13 protein-coding genes are annotated in these 24,669 nt (G+C 69.3%); 4 read left to right on the top strand and 9 right to left on the bottom strand.

Going from position 1 to position 24,669, the window contains the following annotated elements:
* On the bottom strand, nt 1–8,292 hold the full coding sequence (locus B0293_RS11665; protein ID WP_005167786.1) for a DUF7927 domain-containing protein: 8,292 nt from the start codon (nt 8,290–8,292) through the stop codon (nt 1–3).
* Between the two features lie 238 nt (nt 8,293–8,530).
* Between B0293_RS11665 and B0293_RS11660 the strand changes: the two genes are divergently transcribed.
* Nucleotides 8,531–9,466, top strand: a complete 936-nt coding sequence (locus B0293_RS11660) for a hypothetical protein (RefSeq protein WP_005167788.1) — start codon at nt 8,531–8,533, stop codon at nt 9,464–9,466.
* A 131-nt stretch (nt 9,467–9,597) separates the two neighbouring features.
* A complete protein-coding gene (locus tag B0293_RS11655) occupies nt 9,598–10,263 on the top strand; it encodes a TIGR00645 family protein (protein ID WP_005167790.1) in 666 nt (221 codons plus the stop codon).
* Nucleotides 10,264–10,270: 7 nt separating this feature from the next.
* Here B0293_RS11655 and B0293_RS11650 read toward each other — a convergent pair whose 3' ends face one another.
* From B0293_RS11650 to B0293_RS11630, 5 genes are all read right to left on the bottom strand, one after another.
* Nucleotides 10,271–11,125, bottom strand: a complete 855-nt coding sequence (locus B0293_RS11650; protein WP_005167792.1) for an alpha/beta fold hydrolase — start codon at nt 11,123–11,125, stop codon at nt 10,271–10,273.
* Nucleotides 11,122–12,840: an ABC transporter ATP-binding protein gene (locus B0293_RS11645; RefSeq protein ID WP_005167793.1), complete on the bottom strand. Its 1,719-nt coding sequence runs from the start codon at nt 12,838–12,840 to the stop codon at nt 11,122–11,124. Before B0293_RS11645 ends, B0293_RS11650 begins: the two co-directional genes overlap by 4 nt.
* A complete protein-coding gene (locus B0293_RS11640; protein ID WP_039919919.1) occupies nt 12,837–15,374 on the bottom strand; it encodes an ABC transporter ATP-binding protein/permease in 2,538 nt (845 codons plus the stop codon). Before B0293_RS11640 ends, B0293_RS11645 begins: the two co-directional genes overlap by 4 nt.
* A complete protein-coding gene (locus tag B0293_RS11635; RefSeq protein WP_005167797.1) occupies nt 15,374–16,072 on the bottom strand; it encodes a TetR/AcrR family transcriptional regulator in 699 nt (232 codons plus the stop codon). The genes B0293_RS11640 and B0293_RS11635 overlap by 1 nt, the downstream gene beginning before the upstream one ends.
* 417 nt (nt 16,073–16,489) lie before the next feature.
* Nucleotides 16,490–19,321, bottom strand: a complete 2,832-nt coding sequence (locus tag B0293_RS11630; protein ID WP_245192176.1) for a helix-turn-helix transcriptional regulator — start codon at nt 19,319–19,321, stop codon at nt 16,490–16,492.
* A 373-nt stretch (nt 19,322–19,694) separates the two neighbouring features.
* On the opposite strand from B0293_RS11630, the gene B0293_RS11625 reads away from it, so the two are divergent.
* Nucleotides 19,695–20,285 carry a papain-like cysteine protease family protein gene (locus tag B0293_RS11625; protein WP_005167800.1) on the top strand — a complete coding sequence of 197 codons (591 nt, stop codon included), beginning with the start codon at nt 19,695–19,697 and terminating at the stop codon, nt 20,283–20,285.
* Between the two features lie 4 nt (nt 20,286–20,289).
* Nucleotides 20,290–21,042: a hypothetical protein gene (locus tag B0293_RS11620; protein ID WP_005167801.1), complete on the top strand. Its 753-nt coding sequence runs from the start codon at nt 20,290–20,292 to the stop codon at nt 21,040–21,042.
* A 323-nt stretch (nt 21,043–21,365) separates the two neighbouring features.
* On the opposite strand, the gene B0293_RS11615 is transcribed toward B0293_RS11620, so the two are convergent.
* From B0293_RS11615 to B0293_RS11605, 3 genes are read right to left on the bottom strand one after another with little or no spacing between them, the layout of a single operon-like run.
* Nucleotides 21,366–22,847 carry a flavin-containing monooxygenase gene (locus B0293_RS11615; protein ID WP_005168500.1) on the bottom strand — a complete coding sequence of 494 codons (1,482 nt, stop codon included), beginning with the start codon at nt 22,845–22,847 and terminating at the stop codon, nt 21,366–21,368.
* On the bottom strand, nt 22,844–23,692 hold the full coding sequence (locus B0293_RS11610) for an SDR family oxidoreductase (RefSeq protein WP_005168502.1): 849 nt from the start codon (nt 23,690–23,692) through the stop codon (nt 22,844–22,846). Before B0293_RS11610 ends, B0293_RS11615 begins: the two co-directional genes overlap by 4 nt.
* Nucleotides 23,689–24,636 carry a patatin-like phospholipase family protein gene (locus B0293_RS11605; RefSeq protein WP_245820076.1) on the bottom strand — a complete coding sequence of 316 codons (948 nt, stop codon included), beginning with the start codon at nt 24,634–24,636 and terminating at the stop codon, nt 23,689–23,691. Before B0293_RS11605 ends, B0293_RS11610 begins: the two co-directional genes overlap by 4 nt.
* Nucleotides 24,637–24,669: the final 33 nt, after the last annotated feature.

The following is a 24,669-nucleotide window of genomic DNA, read 5'->3' as shown; positions in this document are numbered from 1 at the left end:
TCAGGACTCCCGGCGCCTCCGTCCGGTGAGGAGGAGCAGCGCGCCGATGGCCAGCATGCCGAGCGCCAGGATCGACATCGTCTTCACCGGCGAACCGGTGACCGCCAGGCCCGGCGGACGCGGGGTGGGCGGCGGCTGCGGGTTCGGCTTGTCCGGCGGCCGCGGAGTCGGCGGCACCCGGGTGTCGGTCCCGCAGTCGGGGTTGTCCGAACCCGGCGGGCAGTTGCCGCCCGGGGTGTCGGACGTGACCACGTTGCGCAGGCGGTGGTCACCGGTCGCCGGCTTCCGCAGGGTGACGGCGTAGGTCACGGTGGCCTTCTCCCCCGGCTTCAGCTCGCCCTTCCAGGTGAGCTTGGGCGCGGAGTAGGTGACCGTTCCCGTGCTGGCCTTCGCGGTGCCGTCGAAGGTGGCGTCGTCCAGCACCTGGCTCAGGTCGTCGGTGAACGTCGCGTCGTCCACCGCGGCCTGTCCGGTGTTCTCCACCGTGACGGTGTACGTGACGACCTCGCCCGGTTTGGCCTCGGTCTTGTCGACCGTCTTCTTGATCTTCAGGCTGGACACCGGCGTCGTCGTGCCGCACTTCGGATCCTTGCTGCCCGGCGGGCAGTTGCCACCCGGGGTGTCGGTGGTGATCACGTTGGTGAGCTTGCCGTCGCCACCGGTCTTGGTGACCTTGACGCTGTAGGTGACCGTCGCCGTCTGCCCGATCTCCAGGTCGCCGGTCCAGGTCAGCTTCGGTTCCTCGTAGGTCACCGCGCCGATCGTCGCCGCGCCGTCCTTCTGGAACACGGCGTCGTCGAGAACCTGCGTCAAGTCGTCGGTGAACGTCGCACCGGTCAGCTTCGTCTTGCCGGTGTTGCGGACCGTCACCGTGTACTTGACGACGTCGCCCGGGTTCGCGGTGGCCTTGTCCGCCTTCTTCTCCAGCGAGATCCCGGGCACCGGGGTGACAGTCGAGCACGCGGGATCGTCGGACTGCGGCGGGCAGGTGCCCGGGGTGTTGGTGCTGACCGTGTTCCGCAGTTCGTGATCGCCGGTGACCGGGTTCTTCACCTTGACCGAGTACTTCAGCGTCGTCGACGCCCCGACCGGGAGATCGCCGCGCCACACCAGCTTCGGCGCGGTGAAGGTGAACGTCCCGGCGACCGGGGCCGACGCGGCGTCGTTCCGGTAGTCGGCGTCGTCCAGCACCTCGGACAGGTCGTCCGTGACCCGCGCGGCGTCCTCGCCGACCAGGTCGACCTTGCCGGTGTTGGTGACTGTCACGGTGTAGGTGACGACGTCGCCCGGGTTCGCGGTCTGCTTGTCCGATGTCTTCTTGACCGTCAGCTCGCGGGACGGGACGTCCGCGACACAGTTCGGGTCGTCCGAACCCGGCGGGCAGTTGTTGCCGGGCGTCTCCGAAGTGACCACATTGGACAGTTTCTTGTCGCCGGTGTCCGGGTTCTTGATCTTGACCGTGTAGGTGATGGTCGAGGTCTGCCCGATGCCGAGGTCGCCGGTCCACGTCAGCTTCGGTGCCGCGTAGGTGACGCCGCCGATGGTCGCCGCGCCGTCGTTCTGATAGTCGGCGTCGTCCAGGACTTCGGTCATGTCGTCGGTGAAGGTCGCGCCGGTCTGTTCGGTCTGGCCGGTGTTGGTGACGGTGATCGTGTACTTCACCGTGTCGCCGGGGTCGACCGACTTCTTGTCGGCGGTCTTCTTGATGAGCAGCCCCGACACCGGAGTGGTCGTGCCGCACTTCGGATCCTTGCTGCCCGGCGGGCAGTTCCCGCCCGGCGTCTCCGACGTCACCACGTTGGTGAGCTTGTTGTCGCCGGAGTTCGGGCTCTTCACCTTGACCGTGTAGGTCACCGTCGAGGTTGCGCCGATTTCAAGATCCCCGGTCCACGTCAGCTCGGGTTCCGCGTAGGACACCGCGCCGATCGTCGCCGCGCCGTCGTTCTGGTAGTCCGCGTCGTCGAGAACCTGGGTCAGATCGTCCGTGAACGTCGCACCCGTCAGCTTCGTCTGACCGGTGTTGGTCACGGTGACCGTGTACTTCACGACGTCACCGGGGTTCGCCGACTTCTTGTCGACCGACTTCTCGATCTTCAAACCCGCGACCGGGGTCTCCGTGCCACAGGCGGGGTCCGTGGATCCCGGTGGGCAGTTCCCGCCCGGCGTCTCCGAGGACACCGCGTTCTTGAGCCGGTTGTCGCCGGTGTTCGGGTTCTTGACCTTGACCGTGTAGGTCACCGTCGCCTTGTCACCGACGCCGAGGTCGCCGGTCCACGTCAGCTTCGGCGAGGCGAACGTGACCGCGCCGATGGTCGCCGTGCCGTCGTTCTGGTAGTCGGCGTCGTCGAGAACCTGGGTCAGGTCGTCGGTGAAGGTCGCTCCCGTCAGCTTGGTCTGACCGGTGTTCGTGACGGTGACCGTGTACTTCACGACATCGCCCGGGTTCGCCGACTTCTTGTCGACGACCTTCTCGATCTTCAGACCCGAGATCGGCGTCTCCGTGCCGCACTTCGGATCCTTGCTGTCCGGCGAACAGTTTCCGCCCGGCGTTTCGGAAGTGACCGTGTTGATGAGCTTGTTGTCACCCGAGGTCGGGTTCTTGACCTTCACCGTGTAGGTGACCGTGGCCGCGGCGCCGATTTCGAGATCACCGGTCCACGTCAGCTTCGGCTCCACATAGGACACCGCGCCGATCGTCGCCGCACCGTCGTTCTGATAATCGGCATCGTCGAGAACCTGCGTCAAATCGTCGGTGAACGTCGCGCCGGAGATCTTCGTCTGACCGGTGTTCGTGACGGTCACGGTGTACTTGACGACATCGCCGGGGTTCGCCGACTGCTTGTCGACGACCTTCTCGATCTTGAAACCCGACACGGGAGTGGTCGTGCCGCACTTCGGGTCTGTGGACCCCGGCGGACAGTTCCCGCCTGGCGTCTCCGAGGACACCGTGTTCTTGAGCTGGTTGTCGCCGGTGTTCGGGTTCTTGACCTTGACCGTGTAGGTCACCGTGGCCGCGGCGCCGATTTCGAGATCGCCGTTCCAGGTGAGCTTCGGTGAAGCGAACGTGACCGCACCGATGGTCGCGGCACCGTCGTTCTGATAGTCCGCGTCGTCGAGAACCTGGGTCAGGTCGTCGGCGAACGTCGCACCCGTCAGCTTCGTCTGACCGGTGTTCGTGACCGTGACCGTGTACTTCACGACGTCACCCGGATCGACCGACTGCTTGTCGACAGCCTTCTCGATCTTGAAACCCGACACCGGCGTCGTCGTGCCGCACTTCGGATCCGTGGACCCCGGCGGACAGTTCCCACCAGGCGTCTCCGAAGTGACCACATTGGACAGCTTGTTGTCGCCGGTGTTCGGGCTCTTCACCTTCACCGTGTAGGTCACCGTGGCCGCGGCGCCGATCTCGAGGTCACCGGTCCAGGTCAGCTTCGGCGCGGCGTAAGACACCGTGCCGATCGTCGCTGTGCCATCGTTCTGGTAGTCGGCGTCGTCCAGAACCTGCGTCAGCTCATCGGTGAACGTCGCACCCGTCAGCTTCGTCTGCCCGATGTTGGTGACGGTGACCGTGTACTTGACGACATCGCCCGGGTTGGCCGACTGCTTGTCGACGGTCTTCTCGATCAGCAGACCGGAAACCGGCGTCGTCGTGCCGCACTTCGGATCCGTGGATCCCGGCGGGCAGTTTCCACCCGGCGTCTCCGAAGTGACCACATTGGACATCGTTTTGTCGCCAGGATTGGGATTCTTGACCTTCACCGTGTAGGTCACCGTGGACACCTGACCGATATCGAGGTCACCGGTCCACGTCAGCTTCGGCGCCGCGTAGGACACCGTGCCGATCGTCGCCGCGCCATCGTCCTGATAGTCCGCGTCGTCGAGGACCCGGGTCAAGTCGTCGGTGAAGGTCGCTCCCGTCAGCTTCGTCTGCCCGGTGTTCGTGACGGTGACCGTGTACTTGACGACATCGCCCGGGTTCGCCGACTGCTTATCGACAGCCTTCTCAATCTTGAAACCCGACACAGGCGTGGTCGTGGTGCACTTCGGATCGGTCGAGCCCGGCGGACAGTTCCCGCCTGGCGTCTCCGACGTGACCGCGTTGATCAGCTTGTTGTCGCCGGTGTTCGGGCTCTTCACCTTCACCGTGTACGTGACCGTGGAGGCGGCACCCATCTCCAGGTCGCCAGTCCACGTCAGCTTCGGCGAGGCGAACGACACCGCGCCGATCGTCGCGGCACCGTCGTTCTGATAATCCGCGTCGTCGAGAACCTGCGTCAGATCATCGGTGAACGTCGCGCCGACGATCTTCGTCTGACCGGTGTTGGTCACCGTCACGGTGTACTTCACGACATCGCCGGGGTTCGCCGACTGCTTGTCGACGGCCTTCTCGATCTTCAGGCCCGACACCGGCGTCGTGGTGCCGCACTTGGGGTCAGTGGACCCCGGCGGGCAGTTCCCGCCCGGCGTCTCCGACATGACCGTGTTGATCAGCTTGTTGTCACCGGAGTTCGGGTTCTTCACCTTGACCGTGTAGGTCACTGTCGAGGTGGCGCCGATTTCAAGATCCCCGGTCCACGTCAGCTTCGGTGAGGCGAACGACACCACACCGATCGTCGCCGCACCATCGTTCTGATACTCGGCATCGTCGAGGACCTGCGTCAGATCATCGGTGAACGTCGCACCGGTCAACTTGGTCTGACCGGTGTTCGTGACCGTGACCGTGTACTTCACCACGTCACCCGGGTTGGCTGACTGCTTGTCGACCGACTTCTCGATCTTGAAGCCCGACACCGGCGTCGTCGTGCCACACTTCGGATCCGTCGAACCCGGAGGACAGTTCCCGCCAGGAGTCTCCGACGTCACCACGTTGATGAGTTTGTTGTCACCGGTGTTCGGGCTCTTCACCTTCACCGTGTAAGTCACCGTGGAGGCAGCGCCGATCTCGAGGTCACCGGTCCAGGTCAGCTTCGGCGAGGCAAAGGACACCGCGCCGATGGTCGCCGCACCGTCGTTCTGATAGTCCGCGTCGTCGAGGACCTGCGTCAGATCATCGGTGAACGTCGCACCGGCCAGCTTCGTCTGACCGGAGTTGGTGACCTTGACCGTGTACTTGACGACATCGCCGGGGTTCGCCGACTGCTTGTCGACCGACTTCTCGATGGTGAGCCCGGAAACCGGCGTGGTGGTGCCGCACTTCGGATCTGTAGACCCTGGCGGGCAGTTCCCACCCGGCGTTTCCGAAGTGACCACATTGGACAGCTTCTTGTCGCCAGGGTTGGGGTTCTTGACCTTCACCGTGTAAGTCACCGTGGAGGTGGCACCGATGTCGAGGTCGCCGGTCCACGTCAGCTTCGGTGAGGCGAACGACACCGCACCGATCGTCGCCGCGCCATCGTTCTGATAATCCGCGTCATCCAGAACCTGGGTCAGATCGTCGGTGAACGTCGCACCGGAGATCTTGGTCTGCCCCGTGTTCCGCACGGTCACCGTGTACTTCACGACGTCGCCGGGGTTCGCCGACTGCTTGTCCACCGACTTTTCCATCAGCAGACCGGAAATCGGCGTCGTCGTCCCGCACTTCGGATCCGTAGAACCCGGTGGACAATTACCACCCGGAGTCTCCGAGGACACCGTGTTCTTGAGCTTGTTGTCGCCGGTGTTCGGCTTCTTGACCTTGACCGTGTAGGTCACCGTGGACGTCTCACCGACGCCGAGATCGCCGGTCCAGCTCAGCTTCGGCGAGGCGAACGACACCGCGCCGATCGTCGCCGCACCGTCGTTCTGGTAATCCGCGTCATCCAGAACCTGGGTCAGATCGTCGGTGAACGTCGCACCGGCCAGCTTCGTCTGGCCGGTGTTCTTCACCGTGACGGTGTACTTCACGACGTCACCGGGATTGGCCGACTGCTTGTCCACCGATTTTTCGATCAGCAGACCGGAAACCGGCGTCGTCGTCCCACACTTCGGATCCGTCGAACCCGGCGGACAGTTACCGCCCGGCGTTTCGGACGTCACCACGTTCTTGAGCCGGTTGTCGCCGGTGTTCGGGTTCTTCACCTTGACGGTGTAGGTGAACTCCGCGCTCTTCCCCGCCGCGAGCGTGCCGGTCCAGGTCAGCTTCGGCTCCGCGTAGGACACCGAACCGGGCGACGCGGTGGCATCGTTCTGGTAGACCGCGTCGTCGAGCACCCCGGTCAGGTCGTCGACGACCTTGAGATTCGCCGCGGTCACCCTGCCGGTGTTGTCGACCTTGACCGTGTAGCGCACGGTGTCGCCCGGGTTCGCGGATTGCTTGTCCGCGGTCTTCGTCACCGTGTACGACGGCGCGGGCACCTTGGTCTTCGCGCACGCCGCCGCGGGATCGTCCGGGCAGCGGTTGTCGGGCGGGACGACCGGCGGCGGTCCGGTGGGCACGTTCGCGCGGTTCACCAGTTCCTTGCCGATGGCGGTTTCTTCGACCTTCACGCGCACGGTCAGCGTGGCCGTCTCCCCGACGGCGAGACCGTTGACGGCCCAGTCGATCGGCCCCGTGCCGGACGCCGTGCCCTTCGAGGGTGTGGACGACACGTGGGTCGTGCCCGGTGGCAGCGTGTCGCGCACCGTGAGCGCGGGCACCGGGATCACGCCGGTGTTCCGCAGGGTCACCTGGTAGGTCAGGGTGTCCCCCGGGATCGCCTCGGCGAGGTCGACCGACTTCGTCAGCTGGTATCCGGGCGAAGCGACCGTGTTCCGCACCGTGTTCGACGTGCGTTCCTGCGGGCGGCCGGTGTCCTCGCCGCGGAAGGTCAGCTTGCCGGTGTTGTCGAGTTTGGTGCCGTCCGGCACCGAGGCGCCGACCTTGACCTTGAAGGCGACCTTCTGCGACTGCCCCGGCGCCAGGTTCCGCAGTCTGCACGTGACCACCTGCCCGGCGGCCGAACAGTCCGGATTGGACCCGGCCACGAACGTGACGCCGTCCGGCAGCGTGTCGGTGAGCACGACGTTCGTCGCGGTGTCGAGGTCGGTGGTGGACCCGTCGGCGTGTTTGTTGGCGACGTCGAAGGTGTAGGTGACGTCGCCGCCCTTGGTGACGTAACCCGGCGGAGCGTCGTTCGTGTTGCCGACCGGGTCGTTGGCCTTGGTGATCTGCAGGTCGGGTTCGAGCGCGTCGGTGACGAGCCAGACGACCTGCGGGTACAGCGCGTCGCCGGTGGTACCGATCTTCACCTGCAGCGCGCTGGTACCTGCGGGGACCTTGCCGGTGATGTCGATGCTTCGGGCGTCATACCCGACGTTGTTCACCGGATTGGGGTTCCGTGTGGTGATGTTCGAGCCCGAGCCGTTGGCCGCGACCTTGTCGATCCGGCTGCTGAACGCGTTGTTCGTCACCGTGCCCGCGGGCCCCGGCAGGGAGACGTCCTGGAGGCTGCTCGCGTTCGGCCCCACCTGGAGGTAATCACCGCTGATGGGCGCGTCGCCGTCGCCGGCCACGATGCCCAGTTCGACGTTCGGCTGACGGGAGGTCGGCGCCTTGATGCCGCTCAGCGCGATCGTCGCCGACACGGGGGCGCCACCGCCCGCCACCCGCTGCAGGCCGTCCCACACCTGGAGATAGCGCAGCGGTTCGCTGGGCAGTTCGTAGGCCACGACCAGCGACCAGCCGCCCCAGCAGCCCAGGTTGGTCCCGCTGATCGACTGGCCCTGGCAGGCCTGGATGTCGGCGACCGTGTACTGCCCGGTCCCGCCGTTCGTGACGAGGTTCGTGACGTCGGCCGCGCCTCCGTAGGCGTACGGGACCGGGAAGCCGGACGTCGCCAGCGCGGGGAACCAGTCGTAGGTGTCGGCGGTGATCCGCTGGTAGGCGCTCGAGCCCGGGATCTTCATCGAAACCTGGTTGCCCTGGGAACCGTCGCCGGAGGTCCCGTTGGAGGCCACCGGGTTGAACTGCCAGTACAGCCGGGCGTTGAGCACCTTCGCGCCGACCGGGACGTTCAGGTTCGCCGCGGAGGCGGTGTTCCCGGGCGCGGCCGGGTCGGTCTTGATCCACGACACCGGGCTCGCGTTGCTCGCGGACTCGTTGCAGACCACGCCGACGCCGCACTGCACGACGGAGTTCGCGGCCATCGTGATGCCACCGTGCGCCAGCCCGGAGTACACCGGCTCCGGGCCGATCGGCCGTTCGGTGCCCGCTCCGCGCGGCTGTGTCTGGGCGCTCGCGGGCAGCGGGGCGCCCATCAGCAACGCCACGACGACCACCGTGAGCAGCGCCAGGCCCCGGCGCCACCGATTCCGCCCACGACGTCCCGCCATGCCGCCTCCGCCTCACCCCTCGCTTCCGTCGGCCCAGGTCAGGACGGCGGGGACAGCGAGTCCGATAGACGGTCATCCTGTGTCGGCAAGATCGTCAACGGCAACCGGGACCGGCGGTGTCCCCTGGATAGAACCCGTTGAGTGGCCCCGAAACCCCCGGACGGGTGATGCACCGTCCACAACGGACGGAAAATCCGGGTGGTGGCGTTTCGGCGCGAAAACTGCCATCGTCGAACGCGTGATCGACATTCCGTACCGTGGTTCCGGTCCCTATTGTTACGCCCATTCCGTCGCGATGATGCTCGGTGCCGAGGCACCGCTGGCCGACGTGCTCGAAACCGTCACCGGCAGTCCTTTCGGCATGCAGCTGGTCGGCGGTTCCCTGCCGTTCTTCGACGCCTTCGGCTGGGACCCCGACCTCGGCATCGACGAAGCGCTCGACATCCTCGGCTGGACGGCCGAAACCGTGAGCGAACCGGATCCGGACGCCGCGTTCGCCCGGCTCGCCGAAAGCCTGGCAGGCGGCCCGGTCCTGATCGGCCCGGTCGAGATGGGGCATCTGCGCCACCAGCCGGGGATGACCGGCCCGATCGGCGCCGACCATTTCCTCGTGGCGCTCGCCGCGGACGCCGGGTCGGTCCTCGCCCACGACCCGCAGGGCTACCCGTATTCGCGGATCCCACGGAAGGATTTCGCCGCCGCCTGGCGTGCCGAAACCGTCGCCTACGGCAAGCCGCACACCCTGCGCACGAATTTCGTCCGCCACACCGTCGTCACCGACGAAGCCGCGATCGGCGCGGCGCTCCCCCGGGCGATCAAGCGGCTGAGCGGCGAGGCCGGCGCGGAAGTCCCACCCGGCAGCCTCGGCAACGGTGACGCGGCGCTCGCGCTGGCCGCGCGGATCGACGCCGGCTGTGACCCGGACCTGCGCGGACTGCTCATCCACTTCGCGATCCGTGTCGGCACCCGAAGGCTGGCCGACGCGGCGGTCTGCCTGCGCCGGATCGGCCACGACGCGGCGGCGGAGGTCGCCACCAGGCAGGCGCGCCTGGTCGGTTCGCTGCAATACGACCTCGTCGTCGAGGACGACGCGCGCGCCGCCGAGACGCTCCGGACGCTGGCCCCGACCTACGAGGAACTCCGGCTGGCGATGTCGTTACCTCCTTCGACGTAAACGGGCCGGTCCGGGTCGCGGGCCGGGGTGAGGCCCAGTAAGAAGTTGATCAAGAACCCGCGCTGACGCCGCGCGCCGGGTCGCCACCCCGCTCACCACACCGTGCGCTCCGACTGAGAGGTCCTTTCCGCATGCCCGCGCCCAGTCCCCGCTCGTCCACCGTTTCCCGCGGCCCCGCCGGGGTCGGGAGGCTGCTGTTCTTCAGCCGCTGGCTGCAAGTTCCGCTCTACCTGGGACTGATCGTCGCGCAGCTGGTGTACGTCTGGCGGTTCCTGGTCGAAATCGGGCATCTGATCGCGCAGGTGGTCACCGGGATCGCCGACGGCGGCGCGAACCCGGGCGCGCCGTTCACCGAGGGCGACGTGATGCTCGCGGTCTTGCAGCTGGTGGACATCGTGATGATCTCCAACCTGCTGATCATGGTGATCATCGGTGGCTACGAGACGTTCGTTTCCCGCATCCGGCTGCGCGGCCACCCGGACGAGCCGGAATGGTTGTCGCACGTCAACGCCAACGTGCTCAAGACCAAGCTGGCCACCGCGATCATCGGCATCTCCTCGGTGCACCTCCTGCGCACCTTCATCCAGCCCGCCCGGATCCCGGGCACGGGCCAGATCGACACGCAAGCCGTGATGTGGCAAGCGATCCTGCACGCCCTCTTCGTGCTTTCCGCGATCGGCCTCGCCTGCATCGACCGGATCATGACCACGACCGAGGCAGGCAAACACGGCCACGGCACCCCCGTCCCCGACGTGGTCCCGCCACAGCGCGCCAAGGTCGACAGCGCCGCCGGTTGACCGTCGCTCACGTCATCCTGACGATCTCGCGCGCGATCACCTCGGGCTCGGTCTTCGGGACGTAGTGCCCGGACCGCTCCGCGATCACGTGCCTGCCGACGGGCGAGAGCGCGACACGGTGGGCGTGGGACGCGTTCGCCCGCGCCCGCATCCCGGCGGACATCCCGCCCCCGCCGCGGCCGCCGGACACCACCGTGACCGGGATGTTCCCGAGCACGGGCGGTTCGTGCCGCCAGACGGCCAGTTCGTCGAGGAAGGTGCGGGCCTGCTCCCGATGGGTCCGCATCGTCCCGACGGTGAACGCCTCCCGTTCGAGGTCGCGGCGGACGTCGTCCGGGATACCCCGCAGCAGACCGCGGAAGAGGACTTTGAGCAGGCCGAGCCGCGCGAGCACGGCACCGGCCTTGAGCATGACGCGTTCACCGGTGCGGAAGGCCCGGCCGAAGAGGACGTCCGCCGCCTCGTCGGTCGGGTCGACCAGGACCAGCCCGGCGATCCGCTCGGGGCGGCGGGCGGCGGCCTGCCGCACGATCGGCCCGCCGGCGCTGTGCCCGGCGAGGATGTACGGCCCCGGCCCGAAGTGGTCGAGGACGTCGTTGAGGTCGTCGGCCATCCGGCGCAGCGTCCGGCGGCCGGGATCCGGTGCGCTGCGGCCGAGCCCGGAACGGTCGTAGACGATCGCGCGGGCGTACCTGCCGACCTCAGGTTGCACCGCCGCCCAGGACGACCGGGTGGCGGCGGCACCGGCTTCGAACACCACCGTCGGCTCGGCGAAACCTTCGGCCCCGCCGAGCACCATCGCGTAGAGCCGTCTGCCGTCGCGGGTGACGACCCACTCCGGCTCCCCCTGCGTATGGGTCATCTCGCGCCGATCCTCCAACCGGTGGCGTCGATCTGCCGCCGCCAGAACTCGGCGAAACATCCTTGCCGCGCGAGGAGTTCTTCGACGCCGCCGTCTTCGGTGATCCGCCCGTCCTCCAGGAAGAGGACCCGGTCCGCGTGCCGGATGCCGGCGATCCGATGGGTGACGATCACCCGCGTCCGCGACGGGGAATCGGCGCTGAGGGACCGGACGACGGCGTCCTCGTTCTCGGTGTCCAGCGCGCTGGTGGCCTCGTCGACCAGCAGCACCGGCGCCGGTTTGAGCAAGGCGCGGGCGATCGACACGCGTTGCCGCTCACCACCGGAGAGCGCGCCGCCTGCCTCGCCGACGGCCGTGTGCTCCAGCAGTTCGCCGACCCTGGCGAGCTCGACGACCTCGGCGATCCTCTCCTCGCTCGCCGAGGGATCCCCGGCGAGGACGTTGTCCCGCACCGAACCCTCGAACAGGTACGGCTGCTGGAACACCACCGTGACGAGGTCCCGGCGGCCGGTCGCGGACAGTTCGGCGAGATCCGTCCCGTCGGCGAGCACCCGTCCGCTGGTGGGCTGGTGAAGACCGGCGAGCAACGCGAGGACCGTGCTCTTGCCGGAGCCGGACGGCCCCACGATCGCGGTCGTCGTCCCCGGTTCCAGGGTGAGGGAGAAGTTCTCCAGCACGGTTTCGGAGCCTGGCGCATACCGGAAACCGACTTCTTCGAACCGGATCCGCGGCGCCTGCTCGCCCGGCGAGGCGGCTTCGCCCGCCGGGGCCACGGGTGCGGTGAGCACCGTGCGGATGCGGCCGAGCGTGGTGGCGGCGGTCTCGATGCCGGGGGCGAGATCCCCGAGCGCGCTGAACGGTTCCAGGTACCGGGCGATCACGACGATCAGCGCGATCGCCTCGGGCACGCTCAGACTTCCTTGTGTGGCAAGGAGGACGGTCGTCCCGGCGAGCAGGACCAGCGCGAGCTGACCGGCGACGCCGAACAGCACCTGGCCCGGGATCTGGAGGCGCAGCAACCGGACGGTCGCGCCGTGGTGCGCGGCGAGCGCCGCACCGGCGTGACTGCGCGCGGGTTCCACGCGGCGGGCGGCGCGCAACGTCTGCTGGGTGCGGGCGAACTCGACGATCCGCTCGGTCAGCGTGGTGTTCGCTTCGCCCGCCGCCCGGTCGGCGCGCCGGGTGATCCGTCCGGTCGCCCACAGGGCGCCCAGCAGTACCGGGACCCCGGCCAGCGCGGCCAGCCCGAGCGGCCAGGCGATCGGCAGCAGGGCCAGCGCGATCGCGATCGGCAGCAGGACCGCGCCGATGAGCGGGGTGAGCAGGTAGCCGACCAGGCCGACGAGGTCGGGACCGGTCGCGGCGATGGCCTGCCGGGCGGTCTGGGTGTGTTCACCGTCCAACCAGGACAGCCGGACCCGGGTCAGCTGCTCGGCGACGTCGTGCTGGGCGTGGTCCAGCACCCCGAAGCCGAGTTCGAACCCGAGCCGTCCCACGACCGCGTCGACGGCCCAGCCCGCCGCGGTGACGGCGGCGAGGGTGCCCAGCCAGGGCAGCGCGTCCGCGGGTTCGGCGCCGAACAGGGCGCCCACCAGCGGCACGAGCAGGACGGCGCCGGTGGCGCGCAGCAGCACCGAAAGCACGGCAAGGACGACGTACCGCCGGAACGCCTGGCGTTTCGCCCCGGGGATCAGGCTCAGCAGCGTGCGGATCACGCGGTCACCTCCGCACCGGCCCCGGCCTTCCACAGGCGGGTGTAGCGGCCGCCCGAGGCCAGAAGTTCTTCGTGGGTCCCGCTTTCGGCGATCCGCCCGCGGTCGAGGACCACGATCCGGTCGGCGCCGGTGACGGTGTGCAGGCGATGCGCGATGACCAGGACGGTCCGGCCGGCGGTGAGCCGGTCGAGTGCTTGTTGCACGAGGTACTCCGACTCGGGATCGGCGAAGGCGGTCGCCTCGTCGAGGACGAGGACCGGGGCGTCGGCGAGGATCGCGCGGGCGATGGCCACCCGCTGGCGTTCCCCGCCCGACAGCTGGGAACCGGCGCCGAGGACGGTGTCGTAACCGTTCGGCAGCCGCAGGATCCGCTCGTGGATCTGCGCGTCACGGGCCGCGGCGACGACCTGGTCTTCGGTGGCGCCGGGGACGGCGAGGGCGATGTTCTCGCGCACGGTCCCCTGGACGAGTTGCGGATCCTGCAGCACGAAGCCCACCTGGCCGTAGAGCTCGTCGGCCGCGAAGGAGCGGACGTCCCTCCCGCCGACCCGGATCGCTCCCTCGGTCACGTCGTGGAACCGGGCGACCAAGGCGGCGAGCGTCGACTTCCCCGCTCCCGACGGTCCGACCAGCGCGGTCACCGTGCCGGGCCGCAAGGTCAGGGAGACGTCTTCCAGCACGGGAACCCCGCTGCGGTAGGCGAAACCCACCCGGTCCAGTTCCACCGTGCCCGGCTCGGCACCGTTCCCGATCTCAAGCTCCACTGTGGACAGTTCGGGTTCGTCGAGGACGACCTGGATGCGGCGGGCGGCGAGCATCCCTTCACGGACACCGCCCAGGCCGTACCCGATCCCCAGCAACCGTGCGCCGAACGTGGTGCCCAGTAACAGGAACGGGATCAGCGTCACCGGCTCCGTACCACCGCCGACCACCATCGGTGTGCCGATTCCGGTGATCAGGAGCAGGAAGGTGGCGGGCCGGGTGGCGAAGTCGAGCATGGTCTTCTTGCCGGTGAACGGGCGCTGCCAGTCGCCGAGGAAGCCGATGTACTCGTCGAGCCGCCGCCGGAACGACGACGCCGCGGCCCCGCCGAACACCCGGATCACCGGCTGTCCCTCCAGATACGCGCCCGCCTCCCCGGACATCCGTTCCGCCCAGCGCATCGCCTGGCCGGTCTTGGGTCCCGATTGGACGACCATGATCGACGTCGTGACGAGGTAGACGAGGATCGGGACGAGCAGGACGAGGGCGAGCCGCCAGTCCACCGCGAACAGGTACGCCAGCACCGCGACCGGCGCGACGACGGCGGCCACCGCGTCGGGAACGGCGTGCGTGACCAGATAGTGGAGCGAAAGCGTGTCGCCCTGCACGAGTTTCGCGACAGTGCCTGAACTTCGAGCGGTGAACCAGCCCAGCGGCAGCCTCGCGAGTTTGCCCAGCAACCGCTGCCGCAGGTCGCGGGCGAACCGCGCGTCGGCCGCGTGCAGCCAGAGCACGACCGCGGATTCGAGGAGGGTGCCCACGCCGAGCAGCACCAGCGCCGAGACGCCGATCGCCCACAGCGACCCGCCGCCCTCGATCAGCCGCCGGACCAGCTCCACCAGCAGCACGAACGGCGCGAGACCGATCAGCGTCACGACGGCTTGCAGGATCCCGGCGAAGAGCAGCGTCCGCCGTACCGGCGCGAGCAGCCGTCCGGCGGCCTGTGCCCGCCATGCCCCCTTGGGCGCTGCTCCCTTGGGCGCCTGCTCGACCGGCTTCGGGGCCTCGGGCGCCGGTTCTTCCTTCTTCCCACGGAAAGCACCCATGGCCCGGCCGTAGTACCAGTACGCGCGGCCGTGCACCTCGGTCTTGGGGAAGCCGAACGTCTCCCGCAAGCGGGTCTTGAGATGTTTGAACGAACCGGCTTCCGTCGCGATCCACGCCTGCCAGTCCGACCAGTCGCGCGTCTCGATCGCCGCGGCCAGCGAAGTCGCGTCCAGGCGCGGCACCCAGTGGACGGTCAGCCGCGCGTGGTCGCCCAGCGGGATCAGCCGGTCGGTCTCGTCGTGTTCTTCGAGGTAGAGCTCGACGGGAAGATCGGCCGGGACCACGTCGAGGATCGCGTTGATCGCGGGGATCGAGGCGGAATCGCCGATCAGCAGGTAGCCGACGGGTGGTTCGGCGGGGACGGAGAAGGACGAGGAACCCAACGACATCACCGGAACCGTCGAACCGGGCCGCGCGTCGCGCAGCCACCGCGACGCGGGACCGGCGGGCTCGTGCAGGACGACGTCGATCGCGAAGGTGCCGGCTCCCGGATCGGTTTCGGTGAGCGTGTACGCGCGCTGGAACTCCGTCGCGCCGCCTTCCGGGTCCGGGAACCAGAACCGGAGCCAGACCGTCGGCTCCACGACGAGGTCCTCGAACAACGTCGGCGAGACGAACCGGACCCGCACGAACTTCGGCGTTATCTCCTGTGTCTCGACGACGGTCGCTTCGTGGTCCCGGGCCCCGAAACCCCGCATCACCGCGCCTTGGAACCCGCGCGCCATCACAGCCCCTCCCCGGTGGCCGCCAGATCGGCCACCATCTCGGCGACCGGCCTGCCCGGCGGGCAGGACCCGATCAGCCCGCGGATCGACGCGGTCAGCAGCAGCCGCACGTACTCGGGCCGCGGCACCTGCGGCAACGCGGCGGACGGCCCGGCGAGCCGGTCGTCACCGGCCAGCCGGTCGCGCACCGCCTGCCGTTCCCGGTCCAGCCCGGCGCCGTCGGCTTCCTCGGCCGCCATGCTGTTCTCCTCGGACGCGGTCATCGCGATGGTCAGCGACGCGACGGCGCCGCTGAGCACGATCGCCGCGGCGGGCTCGTGACCCCGGCGGACGAGCGCGTCGACCTCGGTGTTCAGCAGGCGCTGGCCACCGTCGCCGCGTGGGAACAGCAGCTGCAGGTAGGTGACCAGGCCCGGGTGTTCCAGCATGAAACCCCGCATCTGCAGGGCGAAGGACAGCAGGTGCCGTTCGACGTCGTGCCCGGGATCGTCCCGGAGCCGCAACTCGGCCAGGATGCTCTCGCCGACCAGCCGCTCGAGCCCCCATCGGGAGTCGACGTGCCGGTAGAGGGCGGTCGCGGTCACCCCCAGCCGGACCGCGACCGCCTTCACGCTGAGCCGCCGCATCCCGAGCTCGCGACCGGCCCGGAGGATGTCGTCCCTCGCGATCGTGGCCGGACGGCCCCCGATGTTCGGCATCTCGCCCCCTTGGAAAGTTATAGGGGGAAACTAAGGGTGGGCTTACCTTGGTGTCAAGGCACAGTTCGGCCGGTGTCCGGAAGCTGCCAAGGGGGTTGCCAGGCCGCCGGTGTGCGAAGGCTTCTCCCTCAGGAGCGGGGCGGGTGGGTCGGGCGGGGCGGCGCGGGTCGGGTCGGTCGGCGACGTGTTGCGAAAGCCACTTTCGCAACGTTGAAGGTTGCGAAAGTGGCTTTCGCAACCCTCCGGGCGGGCGGCCATCCCGCCCCACCCGCCGGCACCCGCACTGCCGACACGCGACACGACACCGCCGGAGCCCTGGAGCCGGTAGGCCTTGCCGCAGGCAAGGCAACCGCTGCCCCGCGTCTTTCTCCGAAAGGCACCCAAGCGAACAACCGAATACGGCCCCTACGGAACGGATCAGGCGGTTTTGGAACCTTCACCGGTCGCGTCACGGAGCAGGTCTTCGGTGAGGACGGTGCGCGAAGGCAGCCCCAATTTCCGCAGCGCCCGTCCGACGTGGATCTCGACCGTCCGCGGCGAGAGGAACAGCCGTTCGCCGATCTCCCGGTTGGTCAGGTTCTGGGCGGCGAGCCGGGCGACTTCGAGTTCCCTCGGCGACAACGCCTCGCCGTACCCCTTGCGCCCGCGCCGGGGCATCTCTGGATCGCACCGCCGCAGGGACCGGCGACAGCGAAGCGCGTCCACAGCGGCGCCGAGGCTCGCGTACACCGTCTCGGCGGTGGTGAAGGAGGCGACGGCCCGTGCCTGCTCTCCGGCTTCGGAAAAGCATCCGGCCGCGAGTTCGTTGGCGTAGGCGGCGAAATACGGGAACGGCAGAGCGCTGTAGGCCTGGGCGGCACCGAGCAGAAGATCGCCTGCGTCGAGGGTTTCGCCGCGCGCCTGGGTGAGCATCCCCCGGCACAGCAGCGCCGAGGCGTTGGCGACCGGCGCGTCCTTGCCGTCGATGCCCTGCCGGTACTCCGCGAGCAGTTCCCGCGCCTCGACGTGCTGTCCCAGCCCGAGCATCGTGCGCACGGCGAACGGCATCAGTTCCGCCGCCCAGACCCAGTTGTTCTTGCGGCGCACGGTCTCCAGGCCGTACTCGGCCAGGCGCCGGGCGGCTTGCAGATCCTTGCCCGCCTGATGGACCGCGACGCGGCCCGCGTACGCCGAAGCCTGCACCGGGACACTGCCCGCGGACAGCGCGAACGCCGCGTCGAATCTGCGCAGTGCCGCCATCGGCCGATGTTGCCCGTACTCGTACCAGCCGAGCACGAGCAGAGGCTCGGCGGCGAGCGAGCTGTCCTTGTCGACCCGCGTCAGCATCGCGCGCGCCTTCTCCGCGACGCTCGCCCACTCCCCCATCGCGAGGTCCAGGCGCAGTTCCGTCCCGTCGGCGAGCGCGTCGAGGTACGGCTGGTGGTCGTCGCGGATCAGCCGCCGCGCGGTCGCGAGGTAGGCCCGCGCGACCGGGTAGTGCCCGTTCCACGCCACCGCGTCGGCCAGGTTGATGTAGGTGCGGGCCACCTGGCGGCAGACCTCGGCCGATTCCGGGGCCCGCGGCAGGTCGGCGATGTCGCCCCAGGCCTCCGGGTCGGCGATCTGCATCCGCGCCGAGAGCCGGTTGGCGGCGATCGCGGCGAGCAACCCGGCGTCGTGCTCTCCCTTGCTGACCTGTTCGGCCTCGTCGAGCCAGCGGAGGTTCTCCTCGACCGGGACCGTGCCGATATGCGGCAGCGCCAAGGTGACCAGTCCCCTGGCCAGCAGGGCCTGCCGTCTGCCGAGGTCGGCCGCGCCCAGTTCGATCTCGAGCCTGCCCGCTTCGACCTTGCCCACCTGGTTGATCAGCACCTGACCGAGATGGACCCGGATCTCGCCCCGCGCGGCCTTGCTCAGCGGCCATTCGCGCAGGATCTCCCGCAGCAGCCGGACCGTGCCCGCGTGGGCGATGCTGCGCGGCAGTTCCCTGCCGAGCCGGACGGCGAACGACTCGCGCGCGGTCCGCGGCAGATCCGCGTCCCGCAAAGCAGCTTCGAGCAGACGGCTCGCCTCCTCGGTCCGGCCGTCTTCGATGGCATTGTCGACCGCGACGCCCGTCCACTGTGTCCACGCGGCGATATCGCCCGCGAGCCGCGCGTGGCGGGCGATCAGTGAGGCGAAGGGTTCGGCGACCGCGGCGAGCCGGGCGGCGGCGCGGCCGTGCATCGAGCACCGCTGAGGGCCGGGAAGCAACGCGTAGACCGCTTCGGCGATCAGCGGACTTCCCGAGACGTAGCGGCCGCGACCGAGATCCCGCAGCAGTCCCGCTTCGACGGCTTCGGTGAGCGCGCCGGAGATCTCACCGGACGACGCCACCGCGCCCAGATCCGCTTCCCCCGCGGGCGATCCCAGCACCGCGGCCGCGCGGACGACGTCGCGTGCGGCCGGTCCGATCGCCGTCATCAGCCCGGCGACCCGGCTCCGCACGATCGGCGGCGCGGTCGCCGACGCCAGCCTGTCCGCCGAAAGCGCCTCGGCCGTGTCACCGACGCTCTGGACCAAGGCGGTCAGGTCGACGGCGATCCCGGACGTCCGCCGGTGTGCCGCTTCGGCGAAATCCGGGGCGCAGCGGCCGAAGGACGCGTCGAGCAGCGTCCGCACCTGGTCGGCGGTGAACGCCGGAAGCGAGAGGTGCGCGGCGGTTTCGCGCAGCGGCGGGAATCGCCGGGATCCACCCGCCACCGCGCTGACCACCACGCTCAGCGCCGCCAGGGAAGCCGCGAGGCCGCGCAGGAACTCCCAGGTGTCGTCGTCGGCGGAGTGGACGTCGTCGAGTACCAGCACCGCCGGACCGCAGCCGGTCAGGACCTCGCGCACGGCACGGAACTCCTGCTGCCGGACGGTGTCGGCGTCCGCGTTCTCCGGGAACGGCGGCAGCCAAGGTGACCATTCGGGGATCAGCCGCCGCAGGACACCGGTCACCGGGGAGAAGGCGCCCGCGTGGGCAGCGGCCACGTCGCTCTTCCCGAGCAGCGCGTCCACCAACGGCGCGAGCCGGCACGGGCGCGCGAAGGAACCACAGCGGGCGGACCAGACCACGCGCGACGCGATCCCGGGATGGGCGGCCAATTCTTCGAGCAGACGGCTCCGGCCCACACCCGGTTCGCCCTCGACGACGGCGACCGACGGCGGGCTCGTGGCGACACGCACCAGTTCGGCCAATTCGGTGTCGCGGGCCACGAACACCGGTGCCGCACCGATCGTCGGCATGCCCGGGACCATACCGATTGGACACCCGCCGAAAGGCGGGAACACGAACAGTGACCACGGGCCGCGCGCTTTCCGCTGGTCCACACCACCTGAGTCACGACGTTAACTCGATCGGCCGACGCCGACCTGCGCTACGCGAAAGCCCGCATCGGCAATACGGACCCTTAGGTATTGGCGCGAACCTTGCCACGAGGCCACCGGAGGGTGAATCTCAGACTGTTCGCAGTGCCCCTGGGTCACTTCGTCACAGCGCAAGTCCCCTGTTCGCGCCGGTCGGCCATCCGTTCGGGTAGCCGAAGTCCCCACCTGTCTCCTTCGGGTAGCCGCCCGCGCGTGCTTCGCGTTCGACCATCCAGTTAGGAGTGTTCCGACGGTGAAGACCTCATTCAGGCGCGGGCTGGCCACGGCCTGTGCCGGTGTCGCCGCGTTGGTCGCCCTGCAGGCGCCCGCCGCCGCGGCGCCCGCGATCACGGCGGCCACCACGATCCCGATCAAGATGCAGGCGCAGGAGAAGAGCAACTGGTGCTGGGACGCCAGTGGCAACACCATCGCCGCCTACTTCGGGCACAGCATCTCCCAGACGAAGTTCTGCCAGGTCGCGCACAACGAGTCCGGTTCGGACTGTGCGAACAACCAGGGTTACCTGAGCGATCAGCAGCGCGTGTTCCGGTGGCTCGGGTTCAGCAACGTCGGCAGCTACAACTCCTCGGGCCAGACGCTGAGCTTCGCGACCATCAAGGCCCAGGTCGACGCGCGGCAGCCGATCGGCACCCGGATCGGCTGGCGCAACGGCGGCGGGCACATGCACGTGCTCTACGGCTACGACAACACGAACGGCGCCACGACGGTGTACTACGGCGACCCGTGGGGATCGAGCCCCCGCTACAACCAGATGAGCTACAACGCCTACCGGTCCAACAACTCGTTCACCTGGACCCACACCGTCTACGGGATCAAGGACTGAAACCATGAAGCGAACCTTCCTCGGCGCCACGATCCTCGCCTTCGGACTGTCACTGGCACTCGGCGGCCAGGCCTCCGCCGCCGACGCCCCCAGCGGCGCGCCCACCGCCGCCGACCTCGCCGCGGTGTCCACAGTGGTCACCAGTGACGCGACCGCCCAGCGGCTCGCCAAGGCGGTGTTCCCCGGAGCGGCCAAGGCGGACACGGCCGTCGCGGCCAGAACCGCCAAGGCCGATCCGCGGACCCCGGTCGCGGTCTACCAGCCGACCGCGGGCTTCATCGCCGGAACGTCGGCCGTCCCCGCCGAACTCGCCTACGTCGCCATTCCCGCCACCCTGGGCAACGGCGACGCGGCGACGGTGTGGTCGCAGCGTGAGGGCTCGGGCTGGTCGGTCTACAACGTCGCCTCGGGTGACGTCGAAAAGCGCCTCGCGGCGCAGACCGGCAAGGGCTACCTCTTGAGCGAGCCGCAGGCCGGTGCCTGGTACGCCGTCGACGGGGACACCGTGACCGTCCTCGACGGCTCGTCGGTGGCGAAGACCGGCGAGACGATGACGCTCGCCGCCTACCGCGAGGCTCTGCAGAGCCGGTACGGCGACAAGCTGCCCGGTTCGACCTACGACCGCACCGGTGCCGCCGGTGGTTACGGTTCCGCCCCGGTGGGCGACACTGACGTGCCGTGGTGGCCATACGCCCTCGGCGCGGTCTTCCTCGCCGTCGCGGGCGCGGGCCTCACCCTCCGGCTCCGCAAGCAGTGACGTCGTAGGCGGGTCGTGAGTGGCGATTCGGGTTCTAGCGGACTCGTATTCGCCTACCCACTGGGTCCGTCACGTCGTCTAGCACTGGACGTGGACGGCACGGCCTTGATCAGCCCGGCGCAAGTTGTGAAAGCCACTTTCGCAACGTTGAAGGTTGCGAGAGTGGCTTTCACAACACGACCTCCCCGCCCCGCGGTCCCGACCCAGCGGTCCCGGCGGCATCGAGTGTCGCGAAAGCCACTTTCGGGACACCAGACGTCCTGAAAGTGGCTTTCGCGACACGCCGCAGTGAGTCCTCTAAATGCGCCAGCCGCCGACCACCTCTAGGCGAACGTGTAGTCCTCCACCGGGAAGCTCTGTGCCTCCTTGATCGCGTTCAGCGTGGACGACGGCCGCAGCAGGGTCGCCTCCCCGTGCGGGTTGAAGTAGTAGCTGTTCGCCGGGCCGCAGTTCCCGAGGGTGAAGATCGAGTCGCCGAGGCGTTCGGTCATCCGGTCGAGGAACGCGTCGTTGGCCTCCTGCGTGACCTCGAACTCGGTCGCGCCTCGCCGCCGCATCGCGCCGAAAAGCCGGTCCATATGGCGCATCTGCGTCTCGATGGTGGTGAAATAGGACAGTCCCGAGTAGGAATACGGGCTGTTGAGCGAGATGAAGTTGGGGAACTTCGGGATCGCGACCCCCTCGTAGGCCTGGAACCGGTTCTCCCGCCACCACTTCCCGAGATCCCGGCCGTCGCGCCCGATGATCTCGACCGCCGGGAAGTTCGCCTCCCACAGATCGAATCCGGTCGCCAGCACCAGGACGTCGATGTCCCGCCGCCGTCCGTCGGCGGTCTCGATCCCGCTCTCGTCGATCTTCGCGATCGAAGTCGTCTCCAGGTGCACGTGGTCCTTGGTGAAGGCCGGGTAGTATTCGTTGGAGAACGTCGGCCGCTTGCAGCCGAACGAATAGCGCGGCGTCAGTTCCGCGCGCAGCCCCGGATCCCGCACCTGGCGGCGCAGATGCGCCTGGCACCACAGCTTGCCGAGCCGGTTGGCCGCCGGCAGCTGCTTGTAGTGCAGGACACCGGAGACCATCATCAGCTCCAGCAGCGCGGTCCCGGTCAGCCGGGCGACCCGCTGGGTGAACGGCACCGCGGCGAACGCGCGCCGGACCGCCTTGGGAACCGGGAAGTCCAGTTTGGGGCTCACCCAGATCGGGGTCCGCTGGTACACGGTGAGGTCCCGCGCGACCTTCGCGATCTCGGGGATCAACTGGACTGCGGTCGCGCCGGTGCCGATCACCGCCACACGCTTGCCCGCGAGGTCGTAGCCGTCGTCCCACGCGGTGGTGTGGATGACCGTGCCGCCGAAGGTGCCGATCCCGGCGATGTCGGGTTTCTTCGGCTGCGAAAGGAATCCGGTCGCGGTGAGGAGGTACTTCGCGGTGACCGGCTCCCCCTCGGCGAGCGAGACCGTCCACTGCGCGTTCGCCTCGTCCCAGACGGCGCCGGTGACCACCGAGCCGAAGCGCATGTAGCGCCGCAGCCGGTACTTGTCGGCGACGTGTTCGGCGTACCGCTTGAGTTCGGCGCCCGGCGCGAAGAGCCGCGACCAGTGCGGATTCGGCTCGAACGAATACGAGTAGGTGGCCGACGGGATGTCGACGGCCAGCCCGGGATAGCGGTTCACATGCCAGGTGCCGCCGAGATCGGACTCGCGTTCCAGGATGAGCAGGTTGTCGTAGCCGAGCCGGTTGAGCTGGATCGCCGCGCCCATCCCGCCGAAACCGGCCCCGACGACGACGGCGTCGTACTGCGTGGTCATGCGTTTTCCTCCCGCTGGGTGTCCTGGTGGAGGCGGGCGCGGTAACCGTCCCGCTCGGGCGAATCGGGGCGCAGGGCCCGGTCGTCCCGCACCAGCCGCCGGAAGGCGTTGAGCGCCGGTTCGGGGGTCACGGCCGCGAGGGTGGCGAGCGCGCCGACGTAACCGGGCACGGCGATCTCCGCGGCGCGGGTGCGGACGGAGTCCACGACGGCGTCGGCGATCCGGCCCGGTTTCACCTTCGGGATCGGCCGCATGTCGAGCCCCGACGCGAGCGCGGTGTCGACCGCCGAAGGCAGCACGGCGGAGACGCTCACCCCGTGCGGGGCACACTCCAGCCTGGTCGCCGCGGTGAGCCCGACGACGGCGAACTTGCTGGCGTTGTAGATCGCCAGCCCCGGGACGGGGAACTTCCCGGCCAGCGACGCGACGTTGACGATGTGCCCGCGTCCGCGTTCCAGCATGCCGGGCAGGGCCAGCCGCATGCCGTGAACGACGCCGAAGACGTTGACCTCCATGGTCGCCCGGTTGAGCGCGTCGGAGAGGTCGAGGAAACCGCCGTTGGGCATGATCCCGGCGTTGTTGACGAGGACCGCGAGCGGTCCGTTCGCCTGTTCGGCGTCGCCGAGGAAAGCGGCGAACGAAGCCTGGTCGGCGACGTCGAGGTGGTGCGCGGTCCCGCCGATGTCGGCGGCGGTGCGCTTCGCGGCTTCGAGGTCGAGATCGCCGATGGACACACGCGCGCCGAGCGCGGCCATGCGTTCCGCCGACGCGCGGCCGATGCCCTGCCCCGCGCCGGTGATCGCCACATGCGCGCCGTCGAGGTCGAGGTCCGGGTACTTGCTCATGCGCGCACTCCTTCTCGTTCGAAGGCGTCGGCGACCAGGCCGGGCGCCGTCCTCAACGCGGTGGCGAGCACGTGCTCGCGCCGCCGTCCGTCCATGAAGTTGGCACCCATGGCGGCGAGGTCGGCCGGATCCGGTTCGATCCGGACCACCCGGACGCCCGCCGCCCGCAGCCGCCGTGCCTCGTCGTTCACGCGCCTGGTCATCGCCGTCCGCAGCAGGCGTTCCAGCCGGGTCAGGCCGCGTGCCGGAGCACCGCCTTCGCTGCTCATCGGCGCGATCAGCACGACCTCGCCGACGTCGCGGGTGAGCAGGAGATCGGCCGAGGTCGGGGAAACCGTCCCGCCGTCGAGCAGCGGGCGTCCGTCCACAACGGACGGTGGGAACCAGCCCGGGATGGCCCAGGACGCGGCGATCGCCTCGCCGAGGCGGGCCGGTGGCGCGTCCGGGGAGCCGAGCGCGACCCGCTCACCCGCCGGTGTCGACGCCATCAGCCAGGTCGCGGGATGCGGGACCCAGCCGCCGGGCGCCAGCGCGTCGCCGAGGTCGCGGAGCCAACCGGCGTCTCCCCTGCCCCGGGGCAGAAGTCCCGCGAGACCGGCGAGCGCGTCGACGTCGCGGCGGAGCGCGGCCCGGACCAGCCCGGTCGCGGGCCACCGCGGGGACGGCACCGGAGGGAACCGGTCCGGCGTCCGGCGGACGTGCGCGGCGACGACGGCGTCACCGCCGGGCGCGCCGGCCACCGCGTCGAGGATCGCCGTCGCCGGGATGCCCGCCCCGAGCATGGCCACCGCCTCGGCGCCCGCCGAGGTCCCGACCAGGACCTCCGCCTCGCGTGGGTCCCAGCCGGCCCGGGTGTGCAGCGCGTCGAGGACGGCGGCCGTCCAGGCGAACCCCAGGGTCCCGCCGCAGCCGAGCACCAGCGCCCTCGCGGAATGACGTGTCATTTCCGGAACGGTATGTCATTTGAACGCGCTGGG

The sequence above is a fragment of the Amycolatopsis azurea DSM 43854 genome (assembly GCF_001995215.1).
In the GTDB taxonomy this organism is placed as follows: domain Bacteria; phylum Actinomycetota; class Actinomycetes; order Mycobacteriales; family Pseudonocardiaceae; genus Amycolatopsis; species Amycolatopsis azurea.
The sequence above is the reverse complement of the archived record's forward strand: the minus strand, read 5'-3'. Positions and strand labels throughout refer to the sequence as shown.

Bases quoted from the DNA above. Each gene is read 5' to 3' on its own strand.
- B0293_RS11665 (WP_005167786.1), bottom strand. From the start codon at position 8,292: ATGGCGGGACGTCGTGGGCGGAATCGGTGGCGCCGGGGCCTGGCGCTG.
- B0293_RS11655 (WP_005167790.1), top strand. From the start codon at position 9,598: ATGCCCGCGCCCAGTCCCCGCTCGTCCACCGTTTCCCGCGGCCCCGCC.
- B0293_RS11650 (WP_005167792.1), bottom strand. From the start codon at position 11,125: ATGACCCATACGCAGGGGGAGCCGGAGTGGGTCGTCACCCGCGACGGC.
- B0293_RS11640 (WP_039919919.1), bottom strand. From the start codon at position 15,374: ATGGCGCGCGGGTTCCAAGGCGCGGTGATGCGGGGTTTCGGGGCCCGG.
- B0293_RS11635 (WP_005167797.1), bottom strand. From the start codon at position 16,072: ATGCCGAACATCGGGGGCCGTCCGGCCACGATCGCGAGGGACGACATC.
- B0293_RS11630 (WP_245192176.1), bottom strand. From the start codon at position 19,321: ATGCCGACGATCGGTGCGGCACCGGTGTTCGTGGCCCGCGACACCGAA.
- B0293_RS11620 (WP_005167801.1), top strand. From the start codon at position 20,290: ATGAAGCGAACCTTCCTCGGCGCCACGATCCTCGCCTTCGGACTGTCA.
- B0293_RS11615 (WP_005168500.1), bottom strand. From the start codon at position 22,847: ATGACCACGCAGTACGACGCCGTCGTCGTCGGGGCCGGTTTCGGCGGG.
- B0293_RS11610 (WP_005168502.1), bottom strand. From the start codon at position 23,692: ATGAGCAAGTACCCGGACCTCGACCTCGACGGCGCGCATGTGGCGATC.
- B0293_RS11605 (WP_245820076.1), bottom strand. From the start codon at position 24,636: ATGACACGTCATTCCGCGAGGGCGCTGGTGCTCGGCTGCGGCGGGACC.